Annotated in this window: 7 protein-coding genes and 1 other annotated feature; of the genes, 2 read left to right on the top strand and 5 right to left on the bottom strand. The window is 44.9% G+C overall.

Annotated elements, in window-relative coordinates; translation table 11 throughout:
• Positions 1–1,164: 1,164 nt before the first annotated feature.
• Entirely contained in the window at positions 1,165–1,779 is a 615-nt protein-coding gene (locus tag NO352_RS08115) for a class I SAM-dependent methyltransferase (RefSeq protein ID WP_005549625.1), read from the bottom strand.
• A 518-nt stretch (positions 1,780–2,297) separates the two neighbouring features.
• The gene (locus tag NO352_RS08110; protein WP_005549627.1) at positions 2,298–2,768 is read right to left on the bottom strand and encodes an SRPBCC family protein; all 471 of its coding nucleotides are present in this window, start codon (positions 2,766–2,768) and stop codon (positions 2,298–2,300) included.
• Between the two features lie 338 nt (positions 2,769–3,106).
• Here NO352_RS08110 and NO352_RS08105 point away from each other — a divergent pair, with 338 nt between their 5' ends.
• Both NO352_RS08105 and NO352_RS08100 read left to right on the top strand, forming a co-directional pair.
• Entirely contained in the window at positions 3,107–3,535 is a 429-nt protein-coding gene (locus NO352_RS08105; RefSeq protein WP_289355309.1) for a VOC family protein, read from the top strand.
• A gap of 533 nt (positions 3,536–4,068) precedes the next feature.
• Complete coding sequence (locus NO352_RS08100) at positions 4,069–5,418, top strand: lytic polysaccharide monooxygenase (RefSeq protein WP_289355308.1); 1,350 nt, start codon at positions 4,069–4,071, stop codon at positions 5,416–5,418.
• A gap of 114 nt (positions 5,419–5,532) precedes the next feature.
• On the opposite strand, the gene NO352_RS08095 is transcribed toward NO352_RS08100, so the two are convergent.
• From NO352_RS08095 to NO352_RS08085, 3 genes are all read right to left on the bottom strand, one after another.
• The gene (locus tag NO352_RS08095; protein ID WP_005549633.1) at positions 5,533–5,946 is read right to left on the bottom strand and encodes a 3-hydroxyacyl-ACP dehydratase FabZ family protein; all 414 of its coding nucleotides are present in this window, start codon (positions 5,944–5,946) and stop codon (positions 5,533–5,535) included.
• A 116-nt stretch (positions 5,947–6,062) separates the two neighbouring features.
• On the bottom strand, positions 6,063–7,406 hold the full coding sequence (gene brnQ / locus NO352_RS08090) for a branched-chain amino acid transport system II carrier protein (RefSeq protein ID WP_268600268.1): 1,344 nt from the start codon (positions 7,404–7,406) through the stop codon (positions 6,063–6,065).
• Positions 7,407–7,477: 71 nt separating this feature from the next.
• Positions 7,478–7,776 (bottom strand) — a binding site (T-box leader).
• Between the two features lie 197 nt (positions 7,777–7,973).
• The gene (locus NO352_RS08085; RefSeq protein WP_289355307.1) at positions 7,974–14,327 is read right to left on the bottom strand and encodes a S8 family serine peptidase; all 6,354 of its coding nucleotides are present in this window, start codon (positions 14,325–14,327) and stop codon (positions 7,974–7,976) included.
• Positions 14,328–14,524: the final 197 nt, after the last annotated feature.

The raw sequence follows: 14,524 nt of genomic DNA, 5'->3' as shown, positions 1-14,524 counted from the left end.
ACGTTATCCACTTTTTCAACCCATTCATGACATCCTAACTTTCTTCCTCATGCCATGTTGTTTTGATGTTTTTAGCGTCTGAACTAACATCCGGCTCCTGACTGAAGATCGTCGCAATCTCCGCTTTCATAAAGCCACGATCTCTTCCTTGTTCATCTTCACTCTCCTCTCCATGATTTGTAAATTCAATGAGAAGTTGGCTCGAATGGATATTTGAAAAGACGGTGCCTCTAGCCCTATCATCAAATGGCCGGCAATTGTCAAGAAAGAACACACGCCTTCCTCGGATAAATAGCAACCCTCATTCAGGAGCTTGATAATCCTGCCAGCTACGGCGATATACATTCGCCAAGGATGAGCGACTGAGAGACAAATGCGGTGTAACCGATGTTGTTGAGCAGCCTGTAAGTGCTTAAATGATTTGTTTTGGAAAATGTCAATAATCGTGTGAGGTTCTTATGTAAGGTAGGAAGGTATGGTGAGAACGCTTAATCAAGCTGACGTGAAAGAGCGGAGCCGATGTGAGGCCAAATGCTCAACTTATTTCCTGCATAATTTGCTGCTTCAATCGTACTTCCTACTTAGGATCACGCGAGAAGTCCGGCTTCGTCATATGATAGTCGATTCGATATGGACAACTAGGAGAGGCAAATCATCAATAATATCAAACCGCATCGTAGTGCATCCTGTTCTCCAATAAAGAGATGCAGCGCTTGTTCTAACCGAATTTCGTCTATCCCTTCAAGCATGATAGAAGCGGTGATATTATATGAAAGAGGGTCATTAATTTGACAATCGAAGAATATGAAGAATATTACTTTTTAGAGCTTCAAGGAAACCATTGTTCCAAAGCTGTGCCACCGCCGAGACAAGCGCTTCCCTCAGCAACAGAAACCACATAAGCATGCTCCACTGAATTAGTAGATTTGTTACCAAAAATAATAAAGTTGAAAAGATAAATCTGTCAACAATATTATTTTTGAAAGAACTTGGAACCTCAAATCGATAACAGCATGAACTTCACTAACATTTTATCCTTACGAGTCTGTTGTCAAGAAATAAATTGTAAATATCTGTTATTGACTGAAACAATACAGAGAGCCGTCTGCCAAGTCCTTCGAGAACTTTGCGACGGCTTCCCGCACTATGATATTCGCATTCTCCTTATGGCTTGGTTTGTTTGCGTTTTAACAAATGAATATACCACTTCAACCCAGCATTATGATTGAAGAGGCTAACTTTATCCATCACTTCAAAGAAGCCGCACTGCTCGATTTCAGCAATTTTATTTTCAATGATGGCGAATGCAGGATCTTCCGTATTTTTATGTGAATATAAGGAAGAAATGATTACACCACTCGAAGTTACATAGTTCGAATACTCTAGCAGCTTGTTGGCCGTGTTAGGCACGTAGTGCAATGATTCGTTGAATACAATGACATCATATTGTTTAGCAGGTACATAATGATTAATATCTCCACAATGGAATATGTCCTGCGATGTTTTGGCTGATGCCAGCTTGATTGCTTCCTGTGACAGATCAACCCCTGTGTATCCTTCCTTTTCACTCTCAAGGAGCATATCGAACAGGATGCCAGTACCACAGCCCATATCCAGGATGCCCTCTTCTCCGATAAATTTCCTTATATACCCATACACCACCGAATATCGAGCGTATTCCGTAATATCCGACAAATAACTCCATACATTAGATTTATACTCCTCGTCCCATTGCTCCTGTTTGCTTTCTAAGAAATCTGGAATTGTTGTGTGTTCCATATTCGATTCCTCCTACGCATAAGATGTGAACTTTGCTCTGTCTTATCATTGATGTGTCGAAATGAAAAGCAATTTATAACGGTGAGTAAATCTAGTTGAAAAGCAAATCGTAGTGGTCAAAAGGTAGTTTGTATTATCATTGAGGTTGTTTTTTATACTAGTACGTAAACCATATCCTGTCAATCGATAAACGCTTTAACTTTATGAAAACTGCATTTTCGAATTATGAGCTGCTCGGTGCCATCCTCAAGTACCTTTAACCGTACAGGACAGCATTGCGAGGACCGATATGAATCGCTCTACTTCATTTTCAGGACAATCAAGACCTGCTTCGGCAAAGCATTCAAGCGATGATGAAGCAAGAAGCGATAGAGGATGTTGGATTGCATCCAGCACCCGCAGACCAGTTCGAAGGCAAACAGAACATCAACTTATGATCCCACGCCAAAATTCGTTAGGATGTTGTTCCTGTATATTGATGAAACTGCGACGATTATGGCAAGGGCTAGCAATTGCTCTCATTCAGCGATCTTCATACGCCTGTCAAGCTGTTCTAGTACCAATGGCCATGCTTGCTCATGTTGATTTTTGGAGACTTCGTCTGGAAAACCAGCATGCGTTAGGCTTAGCTTCGTTCCTTTGCCAAAGGGATGCAGACCAACGGTTACCACCGTCTCGGCTCCCTTCGTCCCCCCATTCCCTGTTACCCATGTCAGTTCTACTAGCCGATCCTGTTCGAGTCGCAAAAATCTCCCATAATGCGGATGGCGCTCAACCACAAGCATGGAGTCTGGTCGGTATACGGTTTCAAAATAAAAAACCGAATTCACCTCTCCCTTCATTATTACGCTCCCCGGTTCCGCGAACCAGTGATCAATCAGCCGTGTCCATGCTTCGTATAAAACTGCTGGAGGGTTCTGCATCTCACGTTCCACCGTAAGCCGATAAGGTCTTGATGAGAGATCGGGCACTGCAATCGGTTCTGTCATAAAGAAATCAATCCTTCCTTGTATGTAAAAGTGTTATATACCACCTTATACATTTCATTTTCTCCAATATATCCCACTTGGAACCCTGTTTAAACAATGCTCAATCTTCTCCATAACCCATGTTATAGGCAAGAATAGCATCTTCGTTAAAATGACTTTCCTGTGATAGTATGCCTTATCTTTAAAACGATGAACTCTATAAAAATATAGATAAAATTTAAGAAAACCGAAAATCTTTTGCATGTATAATGAACTGTGAAACGACAATAATGCTAGTATGCACAAGGCCTGATTGTCCCCTGGACAAACAGTAAACCAATTAAGGAGTGAAGCCAACCATGTCCATCCATCCTTATCTCAACTTCAACGGCAACTGCCGTGAGGCAGTCGAGTACTATGCCGAAGTGTTCGGGCTAGACAAGCCTCACATCATGACATTTGGGGACACACCATCAGATCCATCCAACCCTCTTCCTGAGGAGGCCGATAATTTGGTCATGCACACACGACTGAACATCCAGGGAACCATCGTGATGTTTTCTGACGTATGCCCGGGCATGCCGTTCCAAGCTGGCAATAATATCACTCTTTCCATTGTTGACACAGATGTCGATAAATTGACATCCATCTTCAACAAACTTAAGGAAGGCGGACAAGTAGGCATGGAGCTTCAAGAAACATTCTGGAGCAAAGCCTACGGCAACTTGACGGATAAATTCGGCATTCAATGGCAAATCAATCATGATAATGGTGACTTTTCAAGCTAATCACATCACACAGCATTGCCCTAAGAAGGATGTATGCCTCTTCACGATAAAGGATGGCGCATCCTTCTTACTTATTTATACGTATGAACCACGCTTCGATCCCTGTTCATCCCTCAAAAGTTAATGCGGTTTAATTAATTTTTATAATAACAAGTGCAATCTAATTAAAATATTTCGTTCACACTTTATTCACACTTTCAAGTATGATAGAGACAAATAACGACACCAAGATTCCACAACATGTCTCCCTTCTATATCTCAACCACGAATGTGCTAGCTCAAGAATCCCGCTTTATCACTAATCTTTCCTGTATTCCTTCATTACTTTGGCTGATTTTTGCTTCGTATATGAACTCTATTGAGTTTATATAAAAAGAGTTGCTAGAAGCTATATTCATAGCGTCATCTAGGAGCTCCCTGTTTTTTTTGACAACCTAATAAGGAAAGGAGGCCGACGTTCAAGTTTAAAGGGTTTAACATTTCATTTTGAATGGTTTTCGCGAGATCCCCATTATTCTTAGGAGGTAGATAGTGTGAATCAACTGCGCATGTCCAACCCCATAACAATGAAGCTGTTTGTCGGTCTTGGCGCAATGCTCGTAACCGTTATTTGTATGGTGCTTTTTGCTGATAAAGCCTTTGGTCATGGCTATGTCGAGGGGCCAGCAAGTAGAGCTGCTTTGTGTAAAACAGGTCAGAATAAAAACTGCGGAGCTGTCCAATATGAGCCGCAAAGTTTGGAAGCGCTTAAGGGATTTCCGAGTGCTGGCCCTGCGGACGGCAAAATTGCAAGCGCTAACGGCGCCTTCCCTGAACTGGATGAGCAATCCGCCACTCGCTGGACGAAGGTCAACATCACTCCTGGACAAAACACGTTCAACTGGAAACTAACCGCAGCTCATGCAACAACAAGCTGGAAATACTATATTACGAAGGAAAATTGGAACGCTAACGCAAAGCTGACTCGCGATTCCTTCGATTTAACACCATTCTGCAGCGTTAATTATGGAGGCATTCGCCCGCCATTCACGTATTCGGATACTTGTAATGTACCGAACCGTACAGGATATCATGTCATCCTCGCAGTATGGGAGATTGCCGATACTGCAAACGCTTTCTATAATGTTATCGACGTTAACTTCGGCGGTTCGAACCCTGGTGACAACCAGCCTCCTACTGCTCCAGCAAACTTGGCAGTAACGACAACAACGGCAACAAGCGTGTCCTTGAAATGGGATGCTTCTTCTGACAACGTTGGTGTAGCCGGTTACAATATTTACAATGGAAGTTCTCTTGTAGGAACGGTTTCAGGCTCTACACTCACCTATACGGTAAACGGTCTCACCTCCAATACAGCATACACATTTACCGTGAAGGCGTTGGATGCTGCTGGCAACCAATCTGCTGCAAGCAATGCAGTAAGTGTTACCACACCAACGGTTCCTATTGATAACGAGCCGCCAACTGCACCAAAAAACTTGCATGTAATGGGTACACCAACATCCACTTCCGTATCACTGATGTGGAGCCCATCAACGGATAATGTTGGCGTCGCCGGTTACCGCATTTATAGCGGCACAACATTAGTTGCTACTGTATCAGGAACGACTACGGATTATGTGGTTACAGGCTTGAGCCCGAAGACAACGTATACGTTTACGGTTCGCGCATTCGATGCTGCTGGCAATGTGTCTGCCGACAGCAATGCTATTTCTGCTACAACTGCTGATGCACCTGCTGTAGCTCCTTGGGAAGTAAATAAAGCTTATGCGGTTGGCGACAAAGTTACTTTCAATGGCACAGTCTACGAATGCCGTCAGCCTCATACCGCAATAGCTGGCTGGGAGCCGCCTAATGTTCCAGCATTATGGGATGTAAAATAAGTAATTGTATCGTTGAGCATTACAAAAAGAGTCGTCCAAGGAATCCCTCGGACGACTCTTTGCTATGTATCACTTCAGCAATAAAACATATAAATCAGTCAACAGTCATGTTCGTTATTCAACTTGTGAATAAATCATAATTTCATCCGCTCTCAGAATGACTCGTCCTTCAACAGATGCCTCGCCTTTGCCAATCGTAAATCCCTTTTTGCTTCGCAGCACCTCATATGTCAGATCCAGCTTGTCACCCGCATATGCTCGTCCGAGTGATTCAACCCCCTTCAAGGAAGACAAGAGTCCTAAGCTCCCCGGCTGACGATGAATCGCTGTAAATGCGCCTAATTGAGCAAGTGCTTCAATAATGAGCGTGTCTGGCATAAAGGGCATAGCAGCGGATATGAACCATTCATTATGGGTAATATGCTTGTAGCCATGAGCTGACTTCCCCTCCTCTATATGAGTAACGCGATCAATCATAAGAAAGGGATATCGATGCGGCAATGCAGCCATCACTTCTTGAGTGTTCACAGTATCAACTCCTTGACATCTTTCACCAACCACTACCAATTATTTCATACAATTGGATGGATGTAAAGAAGCTAAGCGGACATATCATGTCGACTTAGCTTCACATTTATCTATCTTTATTTTTCTGTAATGTATGGCTCATTTCGTTCTTCCTGCCATATCAACCCCAGCAGATAGCCGAGGATCCCGCCTGCAATGGCTGGAACCAACCATCCAATCCCCTCATTGTACAGCGGAATCTGCTTCAGCCACGGCATGATAGAGTCAAACTCAATATGAGCTTGCTTCAACCCGTCAAATATACTGATTAAGAATGTACCGAGCAGCGCCCCAACATACACAGACCGACGGCCGCCGAACAAACGATGCACCAGTGACAAAATAATTAAAACGATAGATACTGGATAAATAACAAGCAAAATTGGAATGGATATCGAAATAATCTTATTCAAACCTAGATTCGCCACCAATAATCCAAGAACACAAATGATAAATGCGATCTGGTTATAAGTCAGTCGATGGATCAATGTTGAAAAATACTGACTGCACGCGGATACTAGTCCAATACAAGTGGTGAGACATGCAAGGGTAACAATACCGGCCAACAGCATTAATCCATATTGTCCGAACAACTGCTGTACGATTGACGTTAGAAGCTGCCCGCCATTTTGCGCGTATCCGTGCGCGGTAACACTGGTTACCCCCAAAAATCCGAGTGCCGCATAAACCAAAGACAACCCGATCCCTGCAATAATAGCTGCTTGTATCGCTGCTTTCGTAATCGCTTGTTTATCCTTAACACCTTGATCACGAATCGCATTCAGCACAATAATGCCGAAAGCCAATGCAGCAATCGTATCCATCGTTAAATAGCCTTCCATAAATCCTTTGAATCCTGGTGAAGTCGCATATTCCTTGATTGCAGGCTGCACTTCCCCAAGCGGACCCATCATCGCTGCGATAAACATGATTGCGATCGAGATCAATAGCAGGGGCGTTAATATATTCCCTACTCTCACAACCAGCTTAGAAGGATTCAAGCATAACCAATATACGACACAGAAAAAAACAAATGTGTAAGCCAATAAGACCCAATTGCTTGATTGGAGTGATTCGGGCACAAAGGAGCGCATCCCCATTTCAAATGCAACGTTGGCAACGCGTGGAATACCCATCGATGGACCAATCGACAAATAGACGATAACGGCGAATAATATGCCGAACTTCGGATGTACCCTTCCGGCTAGATGTTGCATATCACGTCCCGACAAGGCGATTGCGATTACCGTCAACAATGGCAGTCCCACACCAGTCAAGATGAAACCTGCTATCGCATATACGAAATGATCTCCCGCCTGCTGCCCTAAGATTGGCGGAAATATTAAATTCCCTGCTCCAAAAAATAATGAAAAGAGCATGAGTCCCACGAAAAATACGTGGGTTCTCGACAATGACTTCATCTTTTACTCCCCCTAGACTTCTTATACATATATTAAAGAGTTATCCCCATACAACAAAAAAACCGTCCCTCGAAAGGGACGGATTTGATCCGCGTTACCACCCATATTCATGCAGCTAGATGATAGACATAGGCTGTCCCAATCCATCTATCATTCCCGCTCCATGCAGCTCTTCTTCGCATATACTTGTAAATACGAATTCCGAATAACGGTGGAATTTCCGGCGCAGCTTACTTATGAACGTTCCATTTGTTCAGCTGCGCTTCTCAGAGATGATGTTCAGTTATGCGCCGAACGTTGGCTTGCAGCAACTCACCAACTCTCTGGAGATCGGCATTCATAGCTTACTCGTTCTCGTCATTGAAGTTCATTGTATTGATTCAAGTTGTTATCTATTGTCACATGATTCCATCTATGATGTCAATGTACAATATCTCACAGAAGCTGCCGATAATTTCATCCTTAAAGCAAACGAATCCGCCCACTATTGGGCGGATTCGTCTGGCTTATCTCTGGATATTCATTACTTATTTGCTATTTTCCACTTTACTGCATATTTCTTTATTGCTATAGCTGATTCATAGACTTCATATATCGATACAGCAGCATTGCCGCCTGTGCACGTGTAGAAGTCAGGTCACTTCCGAAGCGGTTACCACCGATTCCCTGAACCCATCCTTGATCTACCGCATGCGCAATTGCAGCTTGTTCATCTTGAGATAAGTGTGAAGTATCCGTAAATCTAGACTTCATCGCATGACGTACATCCGCAGCCGACCTCTGAACGAGCAATCGCACCATTTCAGCCCGTGAAATTAGCTCATTAACATTGCCAGTTGCCCAGTATAAACGATCTGAATTTGCATTGCCTTCGTGTCCTTCTAGAGTCGGAGTCAAACGATCAAGCATCATCAAAAATTGCGCACGAGTAATGGTCGCATTAGGTGTATAATGTCCCTTGCTCGTTCCATTGACAATATGCTGTGCAGCCAGTACCTCAATCGCATCTTTACCCCAATGAGCTGCCAGATCTGTAAAACTTGGAGATAGCTCATGCACCGCATAGGCGCCAGATTGTGAGATGGTTAAGGCTAATCCATACGGATATCTGCTTGATCGATCAGCATATATCCATTTCTCATCCGTACTCTTTCGATATACGACTGTTTTGCGTGAATCTTTTACTTGCGTTATATCCCATCGCAGAAGCAGTGTAACCGGATGAATGAACTTGCCGCTTTCCGTTGAAATGGCCACACGATCGGACACAAGCCGGACTTGATCGTTTTCAGCCACCATCAGCTGATCTGCCCCCTGAACAGATACATTCAGCTTGAATTGATCATTAGATAGATAATCGGATATGGCTTCATTCGGAATCGTCAGTTCAAATCCCTCAGATGCGATGTGAAGCGCCTTGCCGGAAATCTGAAGCTGCTTCATCATTATTGCCTGGAAAGTAATCGATACTTGGCCGTAATTCTTAAAGTCCACATTTCGCAAATCCATCATCACTGGCTTATTTGCTGCGCCCTTAAGCTCGTCATTCATCCATTGAGCAAGAAGGGAAACCGATGCATTCTTTGTCAGCGACGTAGAAGCTGACTGCTCCACAAGATATCCGATCGTTTTGCCGTCAGCAACAACTGGAATCCGCTTATCTTTTTCAGGAACGGTTGTGCCTGAATTGCCCGAGCTGGACGAACCGCCCGAGGACGCAGGCGGCTCATACGGAATAACACTCTTCCTTCGCACCGTAACCACTGCTTCTGTTTGTTTGTCTTTGTAGAATACCGTTATCGTTGCCCTGCCTTTGTTCCATCCTGTTACACTTCCTATATCATCTACCTTCGCGACATGCTCGTCAGAAGAACGGAACTGGAGATGCTCTCTGATTGGGGAGATTTTGACTTCCCCATCCCTATATACGACTGCTGCAACAGAAAGTGGCGCAGATTCACCTACATCTAATGCCAGCTTATCCGGATAAACGGTAATGGATTGAAGCTCTGGTTCTTTGCCATCATCCCCGCGATGAACGGTAATCGTCGATTGGTCACTCCATTGTTGATAGGTGACTCGAACAACAGATGTCCCTTCGCTCACACCCGTAACATGTCCTGCTTGATCCACTTCTGCAATAGAACTGTCTGAGGACGTGAATCGTAAGCCTTCCGTCAACGGCATCGGTATCATATTGCCGTTCTCATACACAGCCGCTGTAACCGCAAGTGTTGACTGTTCACCTGTTTTCAGCGACACATCTCGAGGCTGCACGGTAATCGATGTAATCTCCCCATTTTGGGCAGGGGCAATGTAATGAATTGCAATCGTTGGAGACTTACTCGTTGCTTGACCATTTGACTCTGCTACAGCATACAACTTGTTCTCACCACGTTCCAGTTGTACGGGAATCGCAAATTGTCCCTGCTGTACAACTCCAGTTCCGATGCGCGCGTCTTGGCGATATACATGGATCGTCGTACCGTCAGTTGGATACATTCCTTTTACAACTACATGAGCATCTGTAACCGTCGTTCCCGGCGCTGGTTCTGTAATGATCGGCTCTTCCGCAATCTTGGTAACGGTAGCTCGAATCATGTAATTGCCATCGCTGTTCCCGATCTTTTTCCACGTACCGCGATCGTTCTTCCAGGAGCGTCCTGAATAATTGCCAAGCTTCGTCATCGACAAGCCCGGTACATTCGGCATTTCTCCCTCTTGAATGTACGCTACGTAGAAATCGCCATTGAAAATAACCGGATTCTGTATCGTCACATTCGTCCAAGATCCATTCCGCTTCGCCTTGCCTTCATAAGGACCCGCCACTACTTTACCAGGAAGACCATCAGGTCCGCTGGCATCATAAATCGCGTATTTGAACTTCTCCCCACCGGGATTCGGCCATCCCTGATCCCAGAAGAAGAATTTCGCTCCCGTTACTTGTGCCGGCCCATCCGTTGTCATACGTACCGCAAACCCATTGCCGGAATCATAGAAAGCTTTTGCGTTATCTGCAACACCATCATCATAATGGATTTCTTCGGAAGATCCATGGAAGCCATGAAGGGCAAATGAAACGTTAACCGTGTCGTTGCCTGTAATCTTGACGTTGTCTTGCACGGATAAATAGTTTAGTACAGAGACGGACAATTGATAGTCACCTTCATAGGCTTCAAGCTCGAACTGTCCCTCTTGATTCGTCAATACTGGTGCAATACGCACATCATTCAACAATCTGATCGTCGCATTTTTTAATGGCATGCCTGTAACAAAGTCTGTGATCTTGCCCGCGATTTTGCCTTTCGCCAGCGGCTGCAAATGAACATCCATCACTGCTTCTTTGTTTTGTTCAATGCTGATTGGCCTTTGTTCTGTCTTAAAGCCATAAGCCTCCACTTGCAGCAAATAATCTCCTGGTGGATGCTTCAGCGTGTATCGCCCAGTACCCGCATCGGATCGGGTTGCCCGCTGCGATTGTACGACACTTATATCTGCCATGATTGGCATACGCTCTGTGTTTGGCTGTTGTGCAAATGCCTGTGTGTGCCCGCCTTGATGCGAATCCTGGCCGCGCTTGGCTGATTTCAACATTTCGAATGTGAGCACATCAAGACTCTGCTTTTCCATTCCCATTGAAGCATTCTTTACTTGATCTCCACCTGAATGGGAGTAAGAGGTGGTTTTCGGTCGTGTCATCACTGGTGGAGTCTCCCTTACTTCTACATCATCGATGTACCAGCCGAGCTGGAGTGACGGCCGCTTGCTCTCAAATCGGAAGCGGATGTTGATTTTTTTCCCAATGTAAGAATCTAGGCCAAGCTCTTCCAAATACCAGAATCTGCGTGGATGATTCGTATCATAGCCCTGCTTCGGATATTCAGCGAGCGGCTGCCATGTGACGCCCTGATCCTTGCTTATCTCGACTGTTCCCTTATCACCGTCATCAATATCGTACCACTGTTGGAAATAGAGTGATGCATGCTTCACCTGAGTCAAATCAATTTCAGGCGATACGAGACTCTGGTTTACATCGCCCCCATAAGGTCCATTCAAGTTCGTGCCCCATACGTTCTGGCCAGAGACTGCCTTTTGCGGCCCCCTAGTCGGATGAGGAACACCATGCTCCCACTCATTTCCTTGCCCTTCGACTGTCCAGCCCTTATTAGCACCTTCGAACTCATCACCGAATATCACTTGGCCTTCTGTGAACGTCCAAGATACAATATCCGAATCCACACTAAGCGCATGGCTGACCGTTCTCGATTTCACTTTGTAATAATAAGTTCCCTTCTGTGGACTAGGCATGTCGGCATAATTATAGCCTAAGCTTGTGCCAATCTCACTCCATGGGCCACTGCGATCCGTGCTGCGATAAATGACATATTCTTTCAAAACGCCCGACGGCGCATCGTCAAAATCGATGATGACTTTGCCTGGCGCGTTGCTTCTAACCTTAATTTTCGGCGGAAGCGGAAGCGTTGGATCCGGGGCTTGAATTTTAATATCATCGATATACCAGCCCTCGTCACTGCCGAACTCCCCTCGCAAATTAAAGACGACATAGATTTGATCGCCTGCATATGGAGATAAGTCGATATACTCGGTTGTCCATGTGGTATTGCGCATCGTATATGTTTTCACCCGTTCGAACTGGAAGTTCGACTTCTTGCTGCCAATAAACACCTCTGCTCGATCATAAGATGCATTCCACCAATCGCCAAGCTTGTACCAGTGAGCAAAGGATAGAACAGCATGCTGCTTATCCGTCAAATCAATAACAGGCATTTCAACATAACTGTTGGTTCCATTCGGATACTTGCCATCCAGTACCGTTGCCATTACTTTGCTGCCGGAAAATGCTTGCTTCGGCCCGCTCGTCGGAACTCCCCATTGCCATACACCCGAAGCATCTCCGAAACCGAAGCCATCAATCGAGGTCTCAAAATCTTGCGTATAGCCAATCTTGACTCCCTTCGATACAGTAACTGGGTACACCTCTGTCTTGCTTGCATGTCCTGAGAAATTTACAGCCTCAATATAATATTCAATTCCACTCAAGGACAGCTCCTTCAGAGGGATGCTTCCTTCATATAAACCTCTCATATGGCTGCCGGATGTACGGAGCATCGCATGTTTGCTCCAAGCATTCGTCCCTTTCTCACGAACGTACAGGTTCACATTCGTTACACTAACATCATCCTGCACCCGAGCAAATACATCCTTGTCCAAGATATTGAACGTCAACGTAATTGGATCATGTTCAATTGTCGGGATTCCTGCACTGATACCGTCTACTGTCACTTGACCAACAACCTTGCCCAACCCCTTGTCTTGGGTAGACACGGCATTAAGTGCATTAATAACCCCCCAGCCGTAACCGTTGTTCGGTGATTGTGGAAATACATGATCTGTTAATGCATCCGTTGTATTCTTCAGTATTTCTTCAATATCCTTAACCTTCAAGGAGCGGTTGGCCTGCTTAATCAGTGCAGCAACGCCAGCAGTATGTGGACTCGCCATAGAAGTTCCGTTCATGAGCGCATATTGTCCTCCAGGAACAGCTGATCGAATATGCACACCTGGTGCGGATACTTCCGGCTTCATTTGACCGTAGGGCGTCGGCCCTTGAAGTGAGAAGTCCGCCAGCTTGTTCTGAATATCAACTGCGCCTGTCGCGAAGGATTCGGGGTAATTGCCTGGTGCCGTAATGGAACCTGGCCCGCCATTATTTTCTGGAGGCTGAGCGTTTCCTGCTGAAAATGCCGGGAATATGTCTGCTGCAATCCATGCTTTCACGATATCATGGAAAAATTCATTCTTTCCAGCAGGCACATTTCCCCATGAATTATTCACGACATCAGCGGCTAATTCAGGATGCTTCACGCCATGCTTATCCGTCGGCGCAAGTATCCATTCTCCCGCTTTAATCAAATCCGCATCCGTTGTCTGTCCATTCGAATCAAACACACGAGCGGCAATCCATTTTGCATTCGGTGCAACACCGATCTTGTTGCTGCCATCTTTTTCAGAGCCGACCATCGTCCCCATAACATGGGTGCCGTGACCATTGCCATCAGTAGGAAACTTCTTCTTCTCGATAGTTGCATCGAACCAGCTTAGCTCTGGATCCACAATGTTTCCGCCTTGATCCAGTCCTCTCCATTTATGCTGTAGTGCCGGGTGGCTGCCGTCGACACCGGAATCCATATTCGCAACTACGACTCCTGTACCATCAAAACCAAGCTCCCATGCCTGTTCTGCATTAATATTGCGCAAGTTCCACGGGATCTCTTTTTTGCTGACTGCGAGTTGCGCACCCGACAGTACCATTTTCGATTTCGTGTCGGTTTGAAGCGTATATGTATGGTTCGACATGATCTTATCGACTTCATCACGATCCGCAAGTTTTTCCATCGCTTCTTTTGTACTCGTAACTGCGATCGCATTTACGATATAGTAGGGATAAAAATCTCTTACCTCGCCTGCCGATTCCATTTTTTCTAATTGTTGAATGATACCTACCTGCGATTCATCTGCTGTACTCATCAGCGAATTCACGATGAAGTTGCGCACCGTACGTGTTTGCTTTGCCGAAGATTCACCCTTTTGCAATGACCATTGCAGGGCATTTTGCAAAATTGCTTTTATATCAGGCTGTTCCTTTAGCTTTACAATATACGTTGCATACTTATCGGCCTGGAAGACTTGCAACAGCTTGGTATCAATTTCAACGCGGTCGCCGCCAAGCTGCTTTGAATTTTGATGGCTTGCATCTTCTTCCCCCGACAAGTTAGCCGACATCGCTGAAATAGAATGGCTTACATCAGGATGTGCCGCATACGTAAATGCTGGCGAACTGAAGATAAGAATAAAGACGAGTAATGATGCAATCCAACTTTTAAATGATTTCGCTTGCAATATCGTTCCCCCCATTATCTCTTCAATCTAGCATGTGGAATCAACTTCCTCTTTTTTGGACATCTTGTAATCTATCATATTTGTTTCCTTTATTCAATAGTTTTGTACCAGTGCAAAAAATGTTGTAAATTGTTGCACCTTGGAAAGAATATAGTCTCTACGGCATGCCTAGGAGCAAATAAAGACCCAAAATAGAG

The sequence above is a fragment of the Paenibacillus sp. S-12 genome (assembly GCF_030363895.1).
GTDB lineage: Bacteria > Bacillota > Bacilli > Paenibacillales > Paenibacillaceae > Paenibacillus_B > Paenibacillus_B alvei.
This window is presented reverse-complemented; position numbering and strand designations above follow the sequence as displayed.